The organism is Pseudonocardia sp. NPDC046786 (assembly GCF_040645415.1).
Lineage (GTDB): Bacteria > Actinomycetota > Actinomycetes > Mycobacteriales > Pseudonocardiaceae > Pseudonocardia > Pseudonocardia kongjuensis.
Genome location: NZ_JBEYYF010000006.1, coordinates 230580 through 251893, shown reverse-complemented (window position 1 = coordinate 251893; position 21314 = coordinate 230580). Strand labels below are relative to the sequence as shown.

Annotated in this window: 18 protein-coding genes and 1 tRNA gene; 13 read left to right on the top strand and 6 right to left on the bottom strand. The window is 74.1% G+C overall.

Annotation, left to right across the window (positions count from 1 at the left end; all coding sequences use genetic code 11):
• Positions 1-17: 17 nt before the first annotated feature.
• Complete coding sequence (locus ABZ881_RS10325) at positions 18-998, bottom strand: ribose-phosphate diphosphokinase (protein WP_344026715.1); 981 nt, start codon at positions 996-998, stop codon at positions 18-20.
• The gene (gene glmU / locus ABZ881_RS10320; RefSeq protein ID WP_358483580.1) at positions 995-2479 is read right to left on the bottom strand and encodes a bifunctional UDP-N-acetylglucosamine diphosphorylase/glucosamine-1-phosphate N-acetyltransferase GlmU; all 1485 of its coding nucleotides are present in this window, start codon (positions 2477-2479) and stop codon (positions 995-997) included. Before glmU ends, ABZ881_RS10325 begins: the two co-directional genes overlap by 4 nt.
• 415 nt (positions 2480-2894) lie before the next feature.
• Between glmU and ABZ881_RS10315 the strand changes: the two genes are divergently transcribed.
• The 7 genes from ABZ881_RS10315 (at position 2895) to ABZ881_RS10285 (ending at position 10947) form a co-directional block, all read left to right on the top strand.
• Entirely contained in the window at positions 2895-3386 is a 492-nt protein-coding gene (locus tag ABZ881_RS10315; RefSeq protein ID WP_358483481.1) for a L,D-transpeptidase, read from the top strand.
• 121 nt (positions 3387-3507) lie between these two features.
• Positions 3508-3951 carry an OsmC family protein gene (locus ABZ881_RS10310; RefSeq protein WP_344026711.1) on the top strand — a complete coding sequence of 148 codons (444 nt, stop codon included), beginning with the start codon at positions 3508-3510 and terminating at the stop codon, positions 3949-3951.
• A gap of 53 nt (positions 3952-4004) precedes the next feature.
• Positions 4005-4604 carry a GNAT family N-acetyltransferase gene (locus ABZ881_RS10305; RefSeq protein WP_344026709.1) on the top strand — a complete coding sequence of 200 codons (600 nt, stop codon included), beginning with the start codon at positions 4005-4007 and terminating at the stop codon, positions 4602-4604.
• The gene (locus ABZ881_RS10300; RefSeq protein ID WP_358483479.1) at positions 4588-5190 is read left to right on the top strand and encodes a TetR/AcrR family transcriptional regulator; all 603 of its coding nucleotides are present in this window, start codon (positions 4588-4590) and stop codon (positions 5188-5190) included. The genes ABZ881_RS10305 and ABZ881_RS10300 overlap by 17 nt, the downstream gene beginning before the upstream one ends.
• A 157-nt stretch (positions 5191-5347) precedes the next feature.
• On the top strand, positions 5348-5704 hold the full coding sequence (locus tag ABZ881_RS10295) for a hypothetical protein (RefSeq protein WP_344026705.1): 357 nt from the start codon (positions 5348-5350) through the stop codon (positions 5702-5704).
• Positions 5705-5829: 125 nt separating this feature from the next.
• The gene (locus ABZ881_RS10290; protein WP_358483477.1) at positions 5830-8112 is read left to right on the top strand and encodes a hypothetical protein; all 2283 of its coding nucleotides are present in this window, start codon (positions 5830-5832) and stop codon (positions 8110-8112) included.
• Between the two features lie 78 nt (positions 8113-8190).
• Entirely contained in the window at positions 8191-10947 is a 2757-nt protein-coding gene (locus tag ABZ881_RS10285) for a LuxR C-terminal-related transcriptional regulator (protein WP_358483476.1), read from the top strand.
• A 15-nt stretch (positions 10948-10962) separates the two neighbouring features.
• Here the strand turns inward: ABZ881_RS10285 and ABZ881_RS10280 are convergent, their stop codons facing one another.
• The 3 genes from ABZ881_RS10280 to ABZ881_RS10270 form a co-directional block, all read right to left on the bottom strand.
• Positions 10963-11244, bottom strand: coding sequence for a DUF4287 domain-containing protein (locus tag ABZ881_RS10280; protein WP_358483474.1), 282 nt, complete (start codon positions 11242-11244; stop codon positions 10963-10965).
• Positions 11245-11321: 77 nt separating this feature from the next.
• Positions 11322-11753: a protein phosphatase gene (locus ABZ881_RS10275; protein WP_358483473.1), complete on the bottom strand. Its 432-nt coding sequence runs from the start codon at positions 11751-11753 to the stop codon at positions 11322-11324.
• A gap of 216 nt (positions 11754-11969) precedes the next feature.
• Positions 11970-12040 (bottom strand) — tRNA-Gln (locus ABZ881_RS10270).
• 222 nt (positions 12041-12262) lie between these two features.
• Between ABZ881_RS10270 and ABZ881_RS10265 the strand changes: the two genes are divergently transcribed.
• The 5 genes from ABZ881_RS10265 (at position 12263) to ABZ881_RS10245 (ending at position 16441) form a co-directional block, all read left to right on the top strand.
• Positions 12263-13486, top strand: coding sequence for a class I SAM-dependent methyltransferase (locus tag ABZ881_RS10265; RefSeq protein ID WP_358483471.1), 1224 nt, complete (start codon positions 12263-12265; stop codon positions 13484-13486).
• A gap of 1 nt (position 13487) precedes the next feature.
• Complete coding sequence (locus tag ABZ881_RS10260) at positions 13488-14327, top strand: sugar phosphate nucleotidyltransferase (protein ID WP_344026691.1); 840 nt, start codon at positions 13488-13490, stop codon at positions 14325-14327.
• Between the two features lie 31 nt (positions 14328-14358).
• On the top strand, positions 14359-15045 hold the full coding sequence (locus ABZ881_RS10255) for a PIG-L deacetylase family protein (RefSeq protein ID WP_344026689.1): 687 nt from the start codon (positions 14359-14361) through the stop codon (positions 15043-15045).
• A gap of 32 nt (positions 15046-15077) precedes the next feature.
• Entirely contained in the window at positions 15078-16103 is a 1026-nt protein-coding gene (locus tag ABZ881_RS10250; protein ID WP_358483470.1) for an SDR family oxidoreductase, read from the top strand.
• 68 nt (positions 16104-16171) lie between these two features.
• Positions 16172-16441, top strand: a complete 270-nt coding sequence (locus ABZ881_RS10245) for a DUF2277 domain-containing protein (protein ID WP_358483468.1) — start codon at positions 16172-16174, stop codon at positions 16439-16441.
• Between the two features lie 62 nt (positions 16442-16503).
• Here ABZ881_RS10245 and ABZ881_RS10240 read toward each other — a convergent pair whose 3' ends face one another.
• Positions 16504-17385, bottom strand: a complete 882-nt coding sequence (locus tag ABZ881_RS10240) for a hypothetical protein (RefSeq protein WP_358483466.1) — start codon at positions 17383-17385, stop codon at positions 16504-16506.
• Positions 17386-17664: 279 nt separating this feature from the next.
• Here ABZ881_RS10240 and mfd point away from each other — a divergent pair, with 279 nt between their 5' ends.
• A complete protein-coding gene (mfd, locus tag ABZ881_RS10235; RefSeq protein ID WP_358483464.1) occupies positions 17665-21294 on the top strand; it encodes a transcription-repair coupling factor in 3630 nt (1209 codons plus the stop codon).
• The last annotated feature ends 20 nt before the right edge of the window (positions 21295-21314 follow it).

Sequence of the window (21314 nt, the reverse complement as noted above, 5' to 3'; positions counted from 1 at the left end):
TGCGCTGGTTGGACCGCTCAGGCGTTGCCGTCGAACAGGCTGGTCACCGAGCCGTCCTCGAAGACCTGGTGGATCGCCTCGGCCAGCAGCGGCGCGATCGGCAGCACGGTCATCCGGTCGAAGCGCTTCTCGGCCGGGATCGGCAGCGAGTCGGTGAAGATCACCTCGTCGGCGCCGCAGTTGGCCAGGCGCTCGGTGGCCGGGCCGGACAGCACACCGTGCGTCGCGGCGACGACGACCTTGGTCGCGCCCTCGGCCAGCAGCACCTCGACCGCCTTCGCCACCGTGCCACCGGTGTCGATCATGTCGTCGATGACGACGCAGCAGCGGCCCTCGATGTCACCGACCACCCGGTTGGCGACGGCCTCGTTGGGCTTGAGCGGGTCGCGGGTCTTGTGGATGAACGCCAGCGGGGTGCCGCCGAGGGTGTCCGCCCAGCGCTCGGCGAGGCGCACCCGGCCGGAGTCGGGGGAGACGACCGCGAAGTCCTCCCCGGGGCGGGTGCTCTTGATGTGCTGGGCCAGCACCGGCAGCGCGAACAGGTGGTCCACCGGGCCGTCGAAGAAGCCCTGGATCTGCGAGGTGTGCAGGTCCACGGTGAGGATCCGGTCCGCACCGGCGGTCTTGAACATGTCCGCGACCAGGCGGGCCGAGATGGGCTCGCGGCCGCGGTGCTTCTTGTCCTGGCGGGCGTAGCCCCAGAACGGCATGACGGCGGTGATGCGCTTGGCCGAGCCGCGCTTGAGCGCGTCGACCATGATCAGCTGCTCCATGATCGCGTCGTTGATCGGGGCGGAGTGCGCCTGGATCACGAACGCGTCGCTGCCGCGGACCGACTCCTCGAACCGGCAGAAGATCTCGCCGTTGGCGAACGAGTACGCCGACTGCGGTGTGACGGTGACGTCGAGCTCCTTGGCCACGTGCTCGGCCAGCTCGGGGTGCGCCCGTCCGGAGAAGAGCATCATGTTCTTCTTCGGGGTTCCTGCGATCGCGCTCACCGTGCGGTGCCTCCTCGGCTGAGGTCTCTGTTGTCGCTGTTCCGGGCGTCGCTGTTCCGGCCGGTGCTGTCGTCCTGCTGGGTGACCGGGTGGACCCCCGCCCGCTCGGCCGCCTCGGCGGCCGGTGTGCCCGGGCGCTTGCGGGGCACCCACCCCTCGATGGTGCGCTGTGTCCCGCCCGACACCGCGAGCGCCCCCGGCGGGACGTCCGAGCGCAGCACCGTCCCGGCGCCGGTGTAGGCGCCGTCCCCGACCGTGACCGGCGCGATGAACATGGTGTCCGAGCCGGTCCGCACGTGCGAGCCGATCGTCGTCCGCTGCTTGCGGACGCCGTCGTAGTTGACGAACACCGACGAGGCGCCGATGTTGCTCATCTCGCCGATCGAGGCGTCGCCGACGTAGGTCAGGTGCGGCACCTTGCTGCCGGCGCCGATGTCGGAGTTCTTCACCTCGACGAAGGTGCCGATCTTGCCGCGGGTCCCGAGCCGGGCGCCCGGCCGCAGGTAGGCGAACGGCCCGACGGAGGCGTCGGCGCCGATCTCGGCCTCCGAGCCGTGCGTGCGGACGACGGTCGCGCCCGGCCCGACGACGCAGCCGGCGAGCGTGCTGTCCGGCCCGATCTCGGCGCCGTCGCCGATCGTGCAGGCGTCGTGCAGCTGCGTCCCCGGGTGCAGGACGACGTCGGTGCCGAGCCGCACCTGGACGTCCACCCAGGTGGTGGCCGGGTCGACGACGGTGACGCCGTCGACCATCCAGCGCCGCAGCACCCGGCGGTTGAGCTCCGCGCGCAGCTCGGCGAGCTGCACCCGGTCGTTCACCCCGCGCAGCAGCCACTCGTCGGCGCAGCGGACGGCGTGCACCGTCCGGCCGGCCTCGACGGCGGCGCCGACCAGGTCGGTCAGGTACAGCTCCTGCTGCGAGTTGTGGGCGGCGAGCCCGCCGATCCCGGCACGCAGGAACTCCGCGTCGAAGGCGTAGACCCCGGAGTTGACCTCGGTGATCGCGCGCTGCTCCGCGGTGGCGTCGGCGTGCTCGACGATCGCGGTCACCGGCCGGGCCGGGTCGGCCTCGTCGCGCACGATCCGGCCGTAGCCGGTGGGATCGTCCGGGTCGCAGGTCAGCAGCGTGACCGCGGCGCCGGCCCGCTCGTGCTCGCCGACCAGCGCGGTGAGCGTCGCGGTGTCGAGCAGCGGGACGTCGCCGTAGGTGACCAGTACGGTCCCGCCCAGGTCGGGCGGCAGCGCGGCGAGTCCGGCGCGGACCGCGTCGCCGGTGCCGAGCCGGTTCTCCTGCACGGCGGCGGTGACGGTGCGGCCGAGCTCGCCGGCGATGCCGGTGACGGCCTCGGCGACCCGTTCCCGCTCGTGCCCGACGACGACCACCAGGTGCTCCGGGAGCACCCCGGCCACCGCGTGCAGCGCGTGTCCCAGCATGCTGCGGCCGCCGAGCCGGTGCAGCACCTTCGGCGTCGCCGAGCGCATCCGGGAGCCCGCCCCGGCAGCCAGGACCACGGCCGCGGCTGCGCCGGGTGCGGTCGGGTCGGTTCGGTCGCCGGTGCCGCCCTGGTGGGCATCGGGCATGTTCGGTTCCTCCTGCTGGGGTTCCCGCCGCCGGTCGGACGGCCCGTGCTCCGGCCGCGTCGCGGACGGTCGGTCGCTCGTGGTGCAACGGCCCCCCGTGCCGGTACGGCATCGTACGGGGCCGCTCCGCGTCGGTCCCGGCCCGTCGTTCCGGCACCCGGCCGGGTGGCCCGGCCGAAGATCAAACCTTCGGGTGGTAACCAGGTTGCGACGCCGTCGTTCAACCGGTCACGTGCCGGCCGCGGTGGCCGCCGCGGTGACGAGCGGGAGTGCGATGACGCGCGAGGTCGGGGGTCGCCGCGGGCGGTCCCGCACGATGACGGCCCTGGTCACGGTGCTGGTCCTGGTGCCGGGGGTGCTGCTCGGCGCACTCGCCGCGACGGCCTCGGCCGCACCGGCTCCGGCGGCACCGGCGGCCCCCTCGGAGGGGCGCGGCGGGTCCGAGGGCCGGGCCGAGGGCACGCCGTGCAGCGCCCAGGCGCGCGCCTGCGTCGATCGGGCCGGCCGCACCGCGTGGCTCATCCGGGACGGCCGGATCGAGGCCGGGCCGGTCCGGGTCGCGCCCGGCGGTCAGGGCAAGGAGACCCCGCTCGGCACGTTCCGGGTGGAGTGGAAGAACCGCGACCACCGCAGCACCGAGTTCGACGGCGCCCCGATGCCGTTCGCGGTGTTCTTCGCCCCCGGCGGCATCGCCTTCCACGAGGGGAACCTGGACTCGCCGTCGGCCGGCTGCGTCCGGCTGGACCGGGCGAACGCCGAGCGCTGGTACGCCTCGCTGCAGGTCGGCGACCGGGTCGAGGTGCGCTGAGGCGACCGCTCGACGCCCGGCCGGTGCCTTTCGGCGCGACGGGTGCCGGCCGAGGAGTCGCGCCCACCAGGATCGGGTTGACCGGTTGCGTACAACCGATTCCGATCCACCTGGAGGCACCATGCCCACCCGCAGCGCCCGCACCGCCTGGAACGGCACCCTCGAGCAGGGCTCGGGACAGGTCGAGCTCAGCAGCTCGAAGGTCGGCACCTACGAGGTCAGCTTCCCGAAGCGCGCCGCCGACGACGCCGGCGGCGTCACCTCGCCGGAGGAGCTGATCGCGGCCGCGCACTCGGCCTGCTACGCGATGCAGCTCTCGGCGAACATCGGCCAGGCCGGCGGGACCCCGGAGTCGCTGGACGTGTCCGCTGACGTCTCGCTCGGCCCGGACGAGGCGAACGGCGGCTTCCGGCTGACCGGCATCACGCTGACCGTCCGCGGCGAGGTCACCGGCCTGGACGCGGACGGCTTCCGGGAGGCCGCGGAGGCCGCCAAGGCCGGCTGCCCGGTCTCGAAGGCGCTGGCCGGCGTCGAGATCACGCTGGACGCCGCGCTGGAGAGCTGACCGGCCCGCCCCGGAGTAGAGTGAACACAAGTTCATTCTCCTCGGGGGCGGTCATGGTCGACGTCGTACCGGCGGTGGAGCTTGGTGCGCGGCACCGGCGGCTGCTCGTCGAGCTCTACCTGGACGCGTTCGGCGCGGACTTCCGCTGGTTCGCCACCGATCCGCGGCGGCTCGCGGACGCGTTCGAGCACATGCTGGTGCCCGAGCTCTTCCACGTCGCCGTCCTCGACGGCGAACCGGCCGGGCTCGCCGCCCGCACCGACGGCAGGCAGCAGAGCGTGCGGCCGCGGTTGTGGCCGCTGCTGCGCCGGCTCGGCCCGATCCGCGGCGGGATCGGCGGGATCATGCTGCGCCGCGAGTTCTCCGGCAGCCTCGATCTGCCGCCCGGCACCGCGTCCCTGGAGTTCGTCGGTACCGCGGCGGCCCACCGCGGCCGCGGCGTCGCCACCGCGCTGCTCGAACACCTGATGCGGCACAGCGACTGCACCGCGTTCGTGCTGGAGGACATCGCCGACGTCAACACCGCCGCGCTGAACCTCTACCGCAAGCTCGGCTTCGTCGAGTACCGGCGACGGCCGGTGCCGCACACCGCGCGCACCGGGATCGGCGCCTACGTCTCGATGCGGCTGGACCGCGGTGCCCCGGCCGGCTGAGCAGTACGGCGCGATGCGGGCGCGCACCGAGGAGCGGATCCGCGCCGCCGCCGTCTCGCTGTTCGCCCGGCACGGCTTCGCCGCGACCGGCATCCGGGACGTCGCGCGCGCCGCCGGGATCAGCACCGGCCTGGTCTACCGGCACCACGCGTCCAAGGAGGACCTGTTCGACGCGCTGGTCGGCGAGGCCACGGACGGCCTCGACGCGGTCGTCGACCGGCTGCACGACGGCGACGCGCTGCGGGAGTTCACCCGCGAGGTGGTCGCCGCGATCGCCCGCGACGACCGGTTCGCCGAGTTCCTGCTCCTGATGAACCAGGCGTTCGCGGTGCCCGGGCCGCCGCCCCGGACCGCCGAGCTGGCGCAGCGGCACCGGATCCTGCTCGACGTCCTGGCCGGGCTGGCGACCGGCGACGGGGACCCGCGACAGCGCGGCGTCACCTACCTCGCCGCGCTGTCCGGTCTGGCCGCGATGCGGATCGCGCTGGGCGACGCGCTCCCGGTGCCCGGGCCCGGACTGATCAGCGGCATCCTGCTGGGCCCGGGATCAGTGGCCGATCCGGCCATCTCCGTACCCCGAGAATGAACCTACGTGGTCCGGCACATTGATTTGTACGTACCGGATCTGATTGCGGGCCGCTCGCCGGGATGGCCAGGATGGATTCCAGATCGGCTCGACCGGGCCGATTCCCGAAAGCGTGGACCGAGGTCCACGGATCCGAACCGAGAAAAGGAGTCCGCAGATGAGCGACTCGATCTCCCGGCACCTGGACACCGAGCACGCCGAGCTCCTCCCGGCCCGCACCCAGATGACCCTGCTGGGCGTCATCGGCGGGTCCGGTGGCGACGGCGGCTCCGGCGGCGACGGCGGCAGCTCGTCGGCGTCGGCCGACGGCGGCAGCGGCGGCAGCGGCACCAACGTGTCCGTGCTCAGCGGCTTCAGCGTCATCGGCGACGGCGGCAGCACCAATCAGCTGGCCGAGGGCGGCTCCGGCGGCGACGGCGGCAACGCCTCGTCCGACGGTGGCGACGGCGGGTCCGGCGGCGACGGCGGCTCCGGCGGCGACGCCGACTCCTGGGTCTTCCAGAACTGGCGATGAGCCATCTCCGGGAATCGTTGCGAAACGATTTCCGGATAATCGGAGGGGCGGCCCGTGGGTCGCCCCTCCGGTGCGTCCGAGGCAATTTCCGCACTTTTCCGACACCACCGGGACGAAGGCAGGCGATGCAGACCCTGGTTCTCGATCCGCCGACCCAGCTCGTCGCGGCGCCGTTCCGGCCGGCCGACGGGATCGAGCTCGTGGGTCCGTACCAGGGCTCGGGCTACACCGACCAGCGCTACGTCGTGGTGCGCGCGGACGGCCAGGTCGTCCAGCTCTCCGAACTGCTCTTCCTGATCGTCTCGGCGATCGACGGCCGCTCCGGCGCCGCGGAACTGGCCGAGCGGGTCGTCGCGGAGACCGGGGAGGACCTCACCGCCACCGACGTCGACGCGCTCGTCCGGGAGCGGCTGGTCCCGGCCGGTCTGGTCGAGACCGGCTCCGGCTCCGACAACGACGATCGGTCGGAACGCCTCGAGCAGCGGCCCGATCACCTGCTGATGCTGCGATTCCGGCTGCCGGTGGTGCCGCCGTCGGTGACCTGGGTGATCGCCGGGATGTTCACCTGGCTGCACCGGCCGCCCGTCGTCGTCCCGGTGCTGGTCGCTGTGCTGGTGCTCGACCTGGTCGTGCTGTTCGGCGGCGGGATCGCCGGTGCGCTCGCGGGGGCGGGCGAGATGGTCGCGAACCCCGCGCTGGTGCTGGCGGTGCTCGGCCTGTTCCTGGCGACCGGGGCGTTCCACGAGGCCGGGCACGTGTCCGCCTGCCGCTACGGCGGCGCCCGGCCCGGCGCGATGGGGCTCGGCGTCTACCTGGTCTGGCCCGCCTTCTACAGCACCGTGACCGACAGCTACCGGCTGTCCCGGGCCGGGCGGCTGCGCACCGACCTGGGCGGGGTCTACTTCAACGCGATCGTGCTCGGCGGGCTCGCCGCGACCTGGCTGCTCACCGGCACCGACTGGCTGCTCGTGGTGCTGGCGCTGCTGCACCTGGAGACGGCCCGGCAGTTCCTGCCGATGATCCGGCTCGACGGCTACTACATCCTCAGCGACATCGTCGGCGTCCCGGACCTGTTCAGTTACCTCGGCCCGGTGCTGCGCAGCCGGCTGCCCGGTGCGGCGCCGGACCCGAAGCTGACCCGGCTGCGGCCGGGGGTCCGCCGCACCGTCGAGCTGTGGGTGGCACTCGTCGTCCCGTTCCTGGTGGTGTTCCTCGGCGGGTTCCTGCTGGCCGCACCGGTCGTCGTGCCCGAGATGCTCGGCGGGGCGCGTGGCTTCCTCGGCGATGCCGCCGCCGGGGTGCGGGACGGGATCGCGGTCGAGGCGGTGCTCGGCACGGTCCGCGCCGCGCTGCTGGTGCTGCCGATCGTCGGCGGTGCGCTGCTGCTCGGGCTGGTGCTCTCGCTGCTCGGGGCGCCGCTGCTGCGCCGGCTCGTCGAGACCCGGGACGCCGGCGACCGGGCGCTGCCGACGCTCGCCGGCACCCTGCTTCCGGTGCTGCTCGTCGGTGCGCTCACGGCGGCCGGGGCATCGCAGCTGCCCGCCGCGGCCGCGTCGGCGGACCCGCTCGGGCTGGGTGAGCGGCAGACCGCGGCGCTGCTCGCGCTGACCGGGGCGTCCGGACCGGTCACCGGGGTGCTGCTCGGCGCGGTCACCGCGGTCCTGCTGTGGCCGATGGCGCGCCGGATCGGCTTGCCGGCACCGATCGCCGGCCTGGCCGTCGTGCTGGCCGGGGCGGTGCCGCCGCTGGTCGTCGTGCACGCGGCGGGCGATCCGGCGGCCCCGGCCGCGTTCTGGCTGCTGGTCGCCGCGCTGCTCGCCGGCCGCGGTCCGGCCGCCGGCCGGGGTGCCTACCTGGCCTGCGCGGTCGCCGCGCTGACCTCGCCGGTCGCGGCGGTGGCGCTGGCGGCGTTCGTCGCGCACGCCGCGCACACCGGTCAGCTGGGTCCGCGGTTGCGCCCGGCCGGGCGGTGGACGCTGGTGGTCGTCGCGGGCACCGCGGCCGCGCTCGGTGGCGCGGTGTTCGCCGGCCGGGCCGGGGTCGTCCAGGAGCTGGGCGCGATGCAGCTCGCGCCGGTCGCGGCCGGTGCGGTGCTGGTGCTGCTGACCGTGCGCTTCCGGCGCCCGCTCGCCCCGCTCGGCACCGCCGCGGCGGTGCTGCTCGCCGCGTCGGCGTTCCCGGACACCCGGACGGCGGCGGTGCTGCTGCTCGGACCGGTGCTGGCGATGCTCGCCGCCGGGCTGGCCGATCGGGTGCTGGACCGGGAACGGCCGGTGCGGGCGGGGGCGCTGCTCGGCGTGACGGTCGCGGTGCTGCTGGCGGCGTCCGGCCCGGTGGTGACGGCCGCGGCGACCAGCGCCGCCCCGGCCGCGTCGGTGCCCGGCGCGCCGGGGTGGGCCGGGGGGTGAGTACAGCCACCGGGTTGAACCGAACCGTCCCCGGAAACGGACATACCGGTAGACGATCGCCGAGGACGGGAGGATCGCGTGGCCGGAGTGGCGCCGTCGTCCGACCGCCGGCACGACGCCGGCCCGGAGGTGCTGAGCACGCATCCGCCGCTGGTCGGGCGGGACCCGGAACTGGCCGTCCTGCAGCGGTTCCTGACCGACGGGCAACCGGGCGGCGTGCTGCTGACCGGGCCGCTCGGGGTGGGGCGGACCCGGCTGCTGCGTGAGGCCGTCCGCATCTCCCGCGATCTGGGGCGCCGCACCGTGCTGATCACCGGGACCGGACCGGACGTCCCGCTGGGCCCCCTCGCGCACGCGGTACCGCCGGTGCCGGGGGAGCCGGACCGGTTCGTCCTGCTGCAGCACGCGCTCGCCGCGCTGCGTGGGGACCGCCCGGTGATCGCGGTCGACGACGCGCACCGGCTCGACGACCTCACCCGCTCGGTGCTGGAGCAGCTGCTGCTCGCCGGGGACGCGACGGTCGTCGCGACCGAGCGCAGCGACCGCGCCCCGGTCGACCGGCTGCGCACCCTCGGCGACGACGTGCGCCCGATCGCGGTCCGACCGCTCGCCGAGGCGGACACCGACCGGCTGCTGCACGGCATGCTCGGCGGCGACGTGGAGGCCCGCACCGCGCAGCGGTTGCGCGAGCTGGCCCAGGGCACCCCGCTGTTCCTGTGCGAGCTGGTGCGCGCGGGTCACGAGTCGGGCCGGCTCACCCGGCGCGCCGGTCCGTGGCGGTGGGACGGCCCGATGGAGCCGCCGCCGCGGCTCGGATCGTTCGTGCTGGCCGGTCTGGCGCCCGACGAGTGGGCCGCGCTGGAGCGGCTGGTGGCGGGCGGGCCGGGTGCCGGGCCGGGCGGTGCGGGGGAGCTGGTCCGCCGCGAGCTGGTGCGGACCGACCGCGCCGGGCGGGCCGCGGTGCCGCCGTTCGTGGCCGCGGTCGTCGCCGGGGCGGGGCGCGCCGGGCCGGACGTGCCCGCCGCCCGGGAGCCGGGCGACCGGCCGGACCCGGTCGCGGCCGCGACCGCGGCCAACCGCGAGCTGGACCACGCCCGCGCCGAGCGGATCGCCCGCCAGGCACTCGCCGACGACCGGGACGGGATCGCGCACCTGGAACTGATCGAGTCGCTGCGCTGGCAGGACCGCGGGGCCGAGCTCCCGCCGCTGCTGGCGGAGGCCGGCCGGCGGGCGCGTACCGGTGACGGGCCTGCCCGGATCGCGATGACCCGGGCGCTGCTCGCGCGGCGGGCCGGTGAGCCCGCGCTCGCGGCGGCCGAGGAGGCGCTCGCGGGGGAGCCGTCAGCGGATGGGATGGACGGGTCGGGACCGGGCGGTCCGGTGGCTCCGGCGGGCCTCGCGTCGTCAGCGGCCCCGGGGGACCGGATTTCGCCGGGGGAGCGGCCCGGCCCGGGGGAGCCGGTCGGCTCCCGGGACGCGCTCGCCGCGGAGGTCGCGGTGCTGGAGGCCGCCGCCCGGCTGGACGGCGTCGCGCTCGCCAGGGCCGCGTCGTCGCAGGTGGGGCAGCCCGCCGGGAGGCCGGGTCCGGTGCCGGGCGACCCCGGGCCGGGGACCGGCGCCGACCCGGATCCCGGGGACGCGCCCGCGCGGAGCGAGCCCGCAACCGTCGGGCAGGACCTGCCCGGCGGTCGCTGGGCCGCGCTCGCCGCGGCCGCCCGGGCCGGCCGGCTCGCAGCGGCGGGCCGTCCCGCCGAGGCGCTCGACACCGTCGCCGGGGTGCGGTCGGCCCCGGACCCGGACGGTCGCGCCGAGTCCGCACTCACCGGGCTGCTGCTGGTGGACGCGGAGCTGTCCGCGCTGCGCGTCGCCGGCCGCCCGGAGGATCTCCGGCGCGCCGCCGAGGACGCGCACCGCCACAATCTCGCCGCACCCGGCTGGGCCGGGGACGCCTGGATCGCCTGGCACCGTGGGCGCGCCGCACTGGCCCGGGGGGATCTCGACGCCGCGGGCCGGAATCTCGCCGAGGCGCGGGCCGGCACCGCCGACCGCGACCCGCTGGGGCTGGCGACCGACTGCTCCGCGACGCTCGCGCTGGTGCACGTGCTCACCGGTGACCGGGACCGGGCCCGCGCGCTGATCGACGGCCTGCCCGGGCGGGTGCCGCCGGCCGCGGCCGCCGCGGTGACCCGGGCCAGGGCCTGGCTGCAGGCCGCGGACAACTCCGGCGCCGCACCGGTCCGCGCGCTGCTCGCCGGGGCGCGGTCCGCGGCGGCCCGCGGCGACCTGGTCACCGAGGTCGTCCTGCTGCACGACGTGGCCCGGCTCGGCCGACCGGACCGGGTCGTCGACCGGCTCGCCGATCGCGCGGCCCGCGGCCGGTCACCGCTGCTGCAGCTGTTCGCCGCGCACGCGTCCGCGGTGGCCCGTGCCGGCCCGGGCGCGGGTGGCCGGCTCGACCGGGTGGCCGCCGATCTCGCGCTGGCCGGCGCCCGGCTGGAGGCCGCCGACGTCGCAGCCGCCGCGGCCGCCGCGCACCACCGGGCGGGGGAGCGTCGCCGCTCCGCGGCGTCGGCCGCCCGGGCCACCGAGCTGGCGGGCGGCTGCGGCGCGCGAACGCCCGCGCTGGACCGGCTGGTCCGGCCCCGGCTGACCGGCCGGGAACGGGAGATCGCCGAGCTCGCGGCCGAGGGGGCGAGCAACGCCGAGGTGGCCCGCCGGCTGGTGCTGTCGGTGCGCACGGTGGAGACGCACCTCGCGCACGCGTACGCCAAGCTGGGGATCGAGGGCAGGACCGGGTTGATCGCGGCGCTGCCCGCACCGGATCGGCCGGACTGAGCGCGGCGGCGCGGGTCAGCGGTTCGCGATCCCGTCGAGCCGCAGCTCGGTCGACTCGTCGCGGTGCGAGCCGGTCGTCCCGACGTGGGTGTCGCTGATGGTGGTGCCGTTGCGGACGACGTGGGCCAGCGCCATCGCGTGCCCGCGACCGAGGTCGTAGTCGGCCTTCAGCCAGGCGACGATGTCCCCGGCCTTCGTCCCGGTGCCGAAGCCCCGCGCCGTCGCCTCGGCGACCAGCTCGGCCGGGATCTTCCCGGTCTTCTTCTCGATCGCGTCGAGGTACGCCTGGAACGACATGCGTCTGTCCGTTCTGTCGGGTGTGCTGTCCACCGTCCGACCGTGCGTCCGGCCGGAACTCATCGGTGACGGCTGTCTCAGCCGCCGAAGCGCCGCACGAACCGCTTCTGCCACGGGGTCTCGACGGCCCGCGGCGAGTAGTGCCGGCGCACGTGGCCGACGGCGTCGCGGGCCGGGACGCCGTCGAGGACGGCCAGGCAGGCGAGCGCGGTGCCGGTGCGGCCGGACCCGCCGGCGCAGGCGACCTCCACCCGTCCGGACCCGGCCCGGTCGAGCAGTTCGCGCAGGCCCGAGCCTAACGCGATCCGGTCGCGGGGGAGCAGGAAGTCCGGCCAGTGCACCCAGCGCGACGGCCAGCCGGTCGGTTCGGGTTCGCGGCCGAGCAGGTAGAGCCCGAAGTCGGGGACCGGCCCGTCGGGCAGCGGCCGGCGCAGTGCGCGGCCGCGGACCAGCCGTCCGGACGGCAGGCACAGGACGCCGGGCGCGTCCTCGGTCCAGGTGTCCGCCACGCCCGTCCCGCCTCCCTCCACCCGTCGTGCCCGGTACCAGCATCGCCCTCCCGAGCAGCGCACGTCCACCCTCCCCACCAACGGCGAGATCCTGGCGTTCGCACGGGTTCGTGGCGTTCGCACGGGGTCCGATCCCGTGCGAACGCGAGGAACCTGTGCGGATGCGTCGGCGGAGCGGGGGAGACGGTGCGGGGAGTCTTGTGTGTCGGGGCCTTGCTCCGCCGCCAGGATTCGAACCTGGACCATCGGAACCAAAATCCGAGGTGCTGCCGTTACACCACGGCGGATCAGGCACTCATCCTGGCACGCGCCGTTCGGCCGCCCCGCAGCACACCTCCCCGTGTGGGCGGTTTGCGACGGTCCGTCCCGGGACAAACACCCACTATCGGGCGACCCCACCCCCGGGCGTGCCACCAGCGCTCCGAGTTGACAGACTGAGATACGTGCTGAAAACGGGGGGTCCCAGGCAGAGCGGCGTGGAGACCGGTGCGACAGGGGCACCCGAAGCCGTGCTGACCTGCCGGCTGTGCGGTTCCACGGACCTGCGCAGCTTCTGCGACCTCGGCGCGACGCCGCCGTGCGAGCTGTTCCTCACGCCGGAGGCGGCGGGCCGGCCGGAGGTCACCTACCCGCTGCACGTCCGGGTGTGCGACACCTGCCTGCTGGCCCAGCTCCCGCCGGAGATCACGCCGGAGGAGACGTTCTCCGAGTACGCCTACTTCTCGTCGTTCAGCTCGTCCTGGGTGGAGCACGCCCGCCGGTTCGTCGACACCGCCGCCGAGCGGATCGGGCTGGGACCGGACTCGTTCGTCGTCGAGGTCGCCAGCAACGACGGGTACCTGCTCCAGCACGTCCTCGGGAAGGGCATCCGCTGCCTCGGCGTGGAGCCGAGCGTGAACGTCGGCGAGGCGGCCCGGCAGAAGGGCGTCCCGACGCTCACCGCGTTCCTCACCCCGGAGACCGGCGCCCGGGTGCGCGCCGAGCACGGCCCGGCCGATCTGGTCTGCGGCAACAACGTGTTCGCGCACATCCCGGACGTCGTCGGCTTCGCGCAGGGTCTGCGCGCCATGGTCGCCGACGACGGCTGGGTCTCGATCGAGGTCCAGCACCTGCTCACGCTGGTCGAGCGCCGCCAGTTCGACACGATCTACCACGAGCACTTCCAGTACTACACGCTGCTCACCGGGCAGCGGGCGCTCGCCGCGGGCGGGCTGACGCTGGTCGACGTCGAGCTGCTCGACACGCACGGCGGCTCGATCCGGATGTGGGCCCGGCCGGACGGCGCGGCCGGCGAGCCGGGCGAGCGGGTGCGCGAGGTGCTCGCCGCCGAGGCGGCGGCCGGCCTGCACAGTCCGGAGGGGCACGACGGGTTCGCCGAGGCCGTCTCCACCATCCGCGACGACCTGGTGTCGTTCCTGATCGACGCCCGCAGGCAGGGGAAGCGGGTCGTCGGCTACGGCGCCCCCGGCAAGGGCAACACCCTGCTCAACTACTGCGGGATCCGGCCCGATCTGCTCGAGTACACGGTGGACCGGAACCCGTACAAGCACGGCCGGCTGACGCCGGGGACCCGGATCCCGATCCACGATCCGGAACGGATCACCCGGGATCGTCCCGACTACGTGCTCGTCCTGCCCTGGAACCTGCGTGCCGAGCTCACCGGGCAGCTGGCACACGTGCACGACTGGGGTGGCCGGCTGGTGTTCCCGATCCCGTCGCTCGAGGTGGTCTGACGTGAAGGTCGTCCTGTTCTGCGGTGGTTACGGCATGCGGATGCGCGATGGCGCCTCCGATCTCCCGAAGCCGATGCATCCGGTCGGTCCCCGGCCGCTGATCTGGCACGTGATGCGCTACTACGCCCATTTCGGACACAAGGACTTCATCCTGTGCCTGGGCTACGGCGCGCACCACATCAAGAACTACTTCCTGAACTACGACGAGACCGAGTCCAACGACTTCGTGCTGCACCACGGCGAGGTCGATCTGATGGGCAGCGACATCCAGGACTGGAACATCACGTTCGTGCACACCGGCCTGGACTCGCCGATCGGCGAGCGGCTGCGGCGGGTCCGCCATCTCGTGGAGGACGACGAGATGTTCCACGCCAACTACGCCGACGTCCTCACCGACGCGCCGCTGGACCGGATGGTCGAGCAGTTCCGCGGGACCGACGCGATCGGTCAGCTGATGGCCGTCCCGCCGCAGTCGGCGTTCCACTGCGTCGACGTGACCGACGACGGGAAGCTGGAGTCGATCACCACGCTGCAGGAGATGCCGCTCTGGGAGAACGGCGGCTACCTGATGTTCCGGCCCGGCGTCTTCGAGTATCTCGAGAAGGACTGTGACCTGATCGGCGACGTGTGTGCACCGCTGGCCCGCAAGGGCAGGATGGCGGCGTTCCGGCACCGGGGATTCTGGCAGCCCGCGGACACCGTGAAGGAGCGCAACGCTCTGGAGGCCGCCTACCAGGGTGGCGCCCGGCCGTGGATGCTGTGGGAGTCGCACGGGACCGATCGCGACCCGCTGCAGGCCGCGATCGTCGCGATGCACAGCAGCAGCCACCAGCGCGACTGACGCGCCGAGTTGCCGGAGGGACCGAGAGACCGTGCTGAACCTGCTGCCCGAGCGGCTGGACCGCATCCTGCTGCTGGGCGCGCACTGCGACGACATCGCGATCGGGGCGGGCGGCACGCTCCTCGAGCTGTGCCGCGCCTATCCGGGCGTGCACGTCACCGCGCTGGTCCTGACCGGTGCCGGGTCGCTGCGCGAGGAGGAGGAGCGCTCGGCGCTGGCCGCGTTCACGCCGGGGGCCGAGCTCGAGGTCACCGTCATGGACCTGCCGGACGGCCGGGTGCCGCAGCACTGGGAGCGCGCCAAGATGGCGCTCGAGGAGCTGCGCACCCGGGGTGAGCCCGACCTGGTCATCGGGCCGTCCCCGCACGACGCCCACCAGGACCACCGGACGCTCGCCCAGATGATCCCGACCGCCTACCGGGACCACCTGACGCTGGGCTACGAGATCCTCAAGTGGGAGGGCGACCTCGCCCAGCCCGGCGTCTACCTCCCGCTCGCCGAGCCGGTGCTGACCGAGAAGATCGTGAAGCTGGGCGAGCACTACGGTTCCCAGCAGGACCGTCCCTGGTTCGACGACGAGACCTTCCGCGGGCTCGCCCGGGTGCGCGGCGTGCAGTGCCACGCCCGCTACGCCGAGGCGTTCCACGTGCAGAAGCTCACCCTGTCCGTCGCACCGATCGCCGGATCCGAGCCCTCGCCCGGCTTCGGCGCCGCTTGACCTCGAACGACCACACTCTCGAAGGGATCACCATGCGGGTACTGCTCACCGGACATCAGGGCTACCTGGGAACGGTGATGGCACCGATCCTCGCCGCCGCCGGCCACGAGGTCACCGGGCTCGACTCCGGGCTGTTCGCCTCCTGCGTGCTGGGGTCGCTGGACGCCCCCGACGTCGACGGCTTCAGCACCGACCTGCGGGACGTCACCGTCGAGCAGCTGCAGGGCTTCGACGCCGTGGTGCACATGGCCGCACTGTCGAACGACCCGCTCGGCTCGATGGCACCGGAGATCACCTACGACATCAACCACCACGCCTCCACCCGGCTGGCGACGCTGTCGAAGGAGGCCGGCGTCGGGCGGTTCGTCTACGCCTCGACCTGCTCGGTGTACGGCGCGCAGTCCGGCGACGACCTGGTCGACGAGGACGCCCCGCTCAAGCCGGTCACCCCGTACGCGATCTCCAAGGTCCGGGTCGAGGACGATCTCGCCGAGCTGGCGTCCGGCGACTTCGTGCCGGTCTCGATGCGCAACGCCACCGCGTTCGGCTTCTCGCCGCGGCTGCGCGCCGACATCGTGCTGAACAACCTGGTCGGGCGCGCCGTGCTCACCGGCGAGGTCACCGTGCTCTCCGACGGCACGCCGTGGCGCCCGCTGGCGCACGCCGAGGACATCTCCGGTGCGGTCGTCGCCGCCCTGGAGGCCCCCGCGGACGTCGTCCGGGCGCGCGCCTACAACGTCGGCACCGAGAAGAACAACCGGACCGTCGCCGAGATCGCCCAGGCGGTCATCGACGCCGTCCCCGGCTCGACGCTGAACATCACCGGCGAGGCCGGCAACGACCCGCGCTCGTACCGGGTCGACTTCTCCCGGGCCCGCAAGGAGCTCGGCTTCGAGGCGGGCTGGACGATCCCGGCCGGTGCCGAGCAGCTCGCCACCGAGTACCAGGCCCGCGGCCTCACCCAGGACGCGTTCGACAACTCCTTCACCCGGCTCGCCGTGCTGAACGCGCGGCAGAAGGCGGGCGAGCTGGACGGGTCGATGCACGTCGTGAAGTAGCCGCCGGCCGCTCGTGGGTGGTTATCGTGGTTGCACCGCGACACCAGCCACGAGCACCGGAGGTGCCGATGTGCCGCAACATCCGGACGCTGCACAACTTCGAGCCGCCCGCCGACACCGACGAGGTGCAGGCGGCGGCGCTGCAGTACGTCCGCAAGATCTCGGGCTCGGCGAAGCCGTCGCAGGCCAACGCCGAGGTGTTCGACCGGGCGGTGGCGGCGGTCGCCGAGGTGACCCGGGAGCTACTGGACGGGCTGACCACGACGGCCCCGCCGAAGGACCGCGAGGTGGAGGCGGCGAAGGCCAGGGCCCGCGCGGAGCTGCGCTACGCCCGCTGACCGGGCGGTGCGGGGCGGCCGGGCGGCGGCGGTGTGCGCCGCTGACCGGCCGCCCGCTGCGGTCAGGAGCGGGTGAGGGCGTCGGCGAACTCGTCCGCGTCGAGCGGGGCCAGGTCGGAGACGCGCAGGAAGTCGCCGAGCGTGGTGCCGGTCGCGCCGGAGTCCACGTTGCGCGGGCCGCGGCCGCGCCGGACGTCGTCGAGGTTGATGGTCCGCAGGTCGTAGGAGAACCGGGTGACGCCGGAGGTGTTCGGCGCCGACGCGTGCAGGTGGTTCGACGAGAACATGAACACGTCGCCGGACTGGCCGGCGATCCGGATCTCGCCGCGGGACTCGAAGTCCTCCAGCGGCAGCGGGTGCGGACGGGTGTCGGTGGTCTTCTCCCCGGCCGCGGCGGTCCGGTGCTTGGCGACCCATTCGTCGTAGTCGTACTGGTTCGACCCGTTCTTCACCGCTCGGTCGAAATAGTCGGTGAACATGCTCATCACGTTGTCGCCGACGACCGGGAAAACCGGCGTCCAGTAGTTCACCAGCTGCTGCGGATGGCCGTACCACATGTCCCGGTGCGCCTTGTAGTTGTAGGAGACGCCGGCGGTCAGGAACTGGTCGGCCGGGATCACCCGCAACCGCGGGATGTCGAAGTAGGTGAGCTCGGGATCGACGCCGAGATCGGTCGCGAACTGCCGGCACAGCTCCTTCGTGCGCTGCCCGTTGGTGAACTCCCGCTTCAGCGGCTCGACCCGGCGGATGAACTCGTCGACGTCCATCTCGTACTGGGCCCGCTCCGGGTCCAGGCCCTCGAACGCCTGCCCGATCAGGTCCTTGGCGTGATCGGCGAGCGCATCGGCGCCGCCGATGTCGGTGTAGAGGAAGAAGTCCCCGCCGAACAGCAGTTCGCGACGATCGTCGTCGCCGATCCGGCGGTTCAGGTAGACCGTGATCAACGGTGTGCTCCGTCCGTTCAGGATCCGGATCCCCGGCTGACGCACTCGGACGTTAGCGCACTCGAACGGGTGCCGTTCTACGATGAAAGGTAGTAGTGACACGGTGTCGTGATCGTCCGGATCCGGATTCCGGCCGGACCGTGGTGGCCGGTCCCCGGCACCGGGGACGACCGGGCGTATCGTCGGGGGTCGGCACCCCCACCCGGACCGCACGCGACCCGGGCAGGGGTCTGTCCTGCGCACCGCCAGCCCACTCCCGATCGAGGAGCCAGCGCCGTCGTGGCCATCCTGTCCGGTCTGCTCACCTCCGCCCTGTCCGACGCCGGCCTGCGGGCCGCCGTCGATGCCGCCCGCGACGCCGACACCCGCACCACCGAGACACCCGCGGTGGGCGTCGAGGGTCCGGCGGCGCTGCGGCCGCTGCTCACCGCGGCCCTCGCCGGGTCGTCGGCCGTGCTGGCCGTGACCGCCACCGACCGGGAGGCGGAGGACCTCGCGGCCGCGGTGTCCGACCTGCTCGGGCACGGCGAGGCGCTGGACGCCGCCGCCGACACCGTCACCGACAGCGCCGGCGCCCCGGTCGTCGTGCTGCCGTCGTGGGAGACGCTGCCGCACGAGAAACTCTCGCCGCGGCCGGACACCGTCGCCCGGAGGCTGACGATCTTCCACCGGCTGGCGTCGGCGGAGACCGCGCCGCGGGTGGTCGTCACCGCGGCGCGCAGCCTGATCCAGCCGGTCGCCCCCGGGCTCGGCGCACTCGAGCCGGTGACGCTCGCCCCCGGCGAGGAGCACGACTTCGAGCAGCTGCTGGAGCGGCTCGTCGAGCTGGCCTACACCCGCGCCGAGATGGTCACCGCGCGCGGCGAGTTCGCCGTCCGCGGCGGCCTGCTCGACGTCTTCCCGCCGACCGCCGAGCATCCGGTGCGCGTCGAGTTCTGGGGCGACGAGGTGTCCGAGCTGCGGGCGTTCTCGGTCGCCGACCAGCGCTCGGTCGGCGACGTGGACCGGGTGGTCGTCCCGGCCTGCCGGGAGCTGCTGCTCACCGGGCCGGTCCGGGCCCGCGCCAGGGCGCTGGCCGCCGAGCAGCCCGCGACGGCGGGCCTGAACCGCAACCCGCTGCGCGAGCTGCTGGAGAAGCTGGCCGAGGGCATCGCCGGGGAGGGGATGGAGTCGCTGATCCCGGTCCTCGCAGGGTCCGAGATGCAGCCGCTCACCGACCTGTTCCCGGACGGCACCCGGGTGCTGGTCGCCGATCCGGAGCGGATCCGCACCCGCTGCGCCGACCTGGTGCGCACCGGGCAGGAGTTCCTGGAGGCCTCCTGGCTGGCGAGCGGCGCCGGGGGGGAGGCGCCGATCGACGTCTCCGGCTCCGCGTACCGGGATCTCACCACCACCCTCGAGCACGCCACCGCCACCGGGCGGCCGGTGGTGTCGCTGTCCCCGCTGCTGTCCGGCTCGGACGACGCGATCGTGCCCGCCGTGCACGAGCTCGAGCCCTACCGCGGCGACATCGACCGGGCGCTGACCGACCTGCGCGCGCACGTCGCCACCGGTGGCGCCGCGGTGCTGGTGCTCGCCGGCCAGGGCACCGCGGACCGTTCGATGGAGCAGCTGCGCGAGGCCGAGGTGCCCGCGGTGAAGGTCGACGCCCTGCCGGAGGTGCCGGACAAGGGGATCGTCACGGTCACCTGCGGCCGGATGCTGAACGGCTTCACCGCGACCGACGTCGGCCTGGTGCTGGTGTCCGAGGCCGATCTCACCGGCAGCCGGGCCGGGCTGGACGCGGCGCCGCGCAAGACCACCCCGCGCCGGCGCAACGCCGTCGACCTGGCGGTGCTGCAGCCCGGCGACTACGTGGTGCACAACCAGCACGGCATCGGGCGCTTCGTGGAGATGAAGGAACGCACCGTCCAGGGCGCCACCCGCGAGTACCTGGTGCTGGAGTACGCGTCGTCGAAGCGGGGCCAGCCCGCGGACCGGCTGTTCGTGCCGACCGACGCGCTGGACGAGATCAGCCGCTACGTCGGCGGCGAGCAGCCCGCGGTGAACAAGCTGGGCGGCGCCGACTGGGCGAAGACGAAGGGCCGTGCGCGCAAGGCGGTCAAGGACATCGCCGCCGGGCTGGTGCAGCTCTACGCGGCCCGCCAGGCGTCCCCGGGGCACGCCTTCGGCGCGGACACCCCGTGGCAGCGGGAGCTTGAGGACGCCTTCCCCTACACCGAGACGCCCGACCAGCTGACCGCGATCGACGAGGTCAAGCGGGACATGGAGCGTCCGGTGCCGATGGACCGGGTGATCTCCGGCGACGTCGGTTTCGGCAAGACCGAGATCGCGGTGCGGGCGGCGTTCAAGGCCGTGCAGGACGGCAAGCAGGTCGCCGTGCTGGTGCCGACGACGCTGCTGGCGACCCAGCACCTGTCGACCTTCGCCGAGCGGATGCGCGCGTTCCCGGTGACCGTGCGCGGGCTGTCCCGGTTCACCGATCCGGCCGAGGCGAAGGAGACGATCGCGAAGCTCGCCGAGGGTGAGGTGGACGTCGTCGTCGGCACCCACCGGCTGCTGCAGACCGGGGTCCGCTACAAGGACCTCGGCCTGGTGATCGTCGACGAGGAGCAGCGCTTCGGGGTCGAGCACAAGGAGCACATCACGGCGCTGCGCGCGCACGTCGACGTGCTCACGCTCTCCGCGACGCCGATCCCGCGGACCCTGGAGATGAGCCTCGCCGGGATCCGCGAGATGTCGGCGATCACCACCCCGCCCGAGGACCGGCACCCGACGCTGACCTACGTCGGCGCCTACGACGACAAGCAGGTCGCCGCCGCGGTCCGCCGCGAGCTGCTGCGCGACGGCCAGGTGTTCTACGTGCACAACCGGGTGTCCTCGATCGACCGGGCCGCCCGGCACGTGCAGAACCTGGTGCCCGAGGCCCGGGTCGCGGTGGCGCACGGCCAGATGCACGAGGACCTGCTGGAGCGCACCGTCAGCGCGTTCTGGCATCGCGAGTCCGACGTGCTGGTGTGCACCACGATCGTCGAGAACGGGCTGGACATCTCCAACGCCAACACGCTGATCGTCGAGCGCTCGGACACCCTCGGGCTGTCCCAGCTGCACCAGCTGCGCGGCCGGGTGGGCCGCGGCCGGGAGCGCGGCTACGCCTACTTCCTGTTCCCGCCCGAGCACCCGCTCACCGAGACCGCGCACGACCGGCTGGCGACCATCGCCCAGCACTCCGAGCTGGGCTCGGGCGCCGCGGTGGCGATGAAGGACCTGGAGATCCGGGGCGCCGGGAACATCCTGGGCGCCGAGCAGAGCGGGCACATCGCCGGCGTCGGCTTCGATCTCTACATCCGGCTGGTCGGCGAGGCGGTCGCCGCGTTCCGTAGGCAGGCGGGCGGCGAGGCCGGGGAGATCGAGGAGGACCTGCCCGAGGTCCGGGTCGATCTCCCGGTCGACGCGCACGTGCCGCACGACTACGTCGACGGCGAGCGGCTGCGGCTGGAGGTCTACCGCAAGATCGCCGAGGCGCCGGACGACGCCGCGCTGGGCGCGATCGTGGAGGAGCTGACCGACCGCTACGGCGAGCCGCCGACCCCGGTGCGCAATCTGCTGGAGGTGGCCCGGTTCCGGCAGCTGTGCCGCAGGCTCGGCGTCCGCGAGGTCGCCTCGGCCGGGACGCAGCTGCGGATCGGCCCGGTGCAGCTGCCGGACTCGGCGCAGCTGCGGCTGCGCAGGCTCTACCCGAAGGCCCAGTACAAGGCGGCGGCGCAGGTCGTCACGGTGCCGAAGCCGGTGCAGGGCGGGCGGATCGGCGGGGCGCCGGTGCGCGACGTCGAGCTCCTCGGCTGGTGCGCGGAGCTGCTGGCGCAGATCGTGCCGTCGTCGACGCCGGTGCACTCGACCGGCGGCTGAGGCTCGGGCGTCGGCGGGCT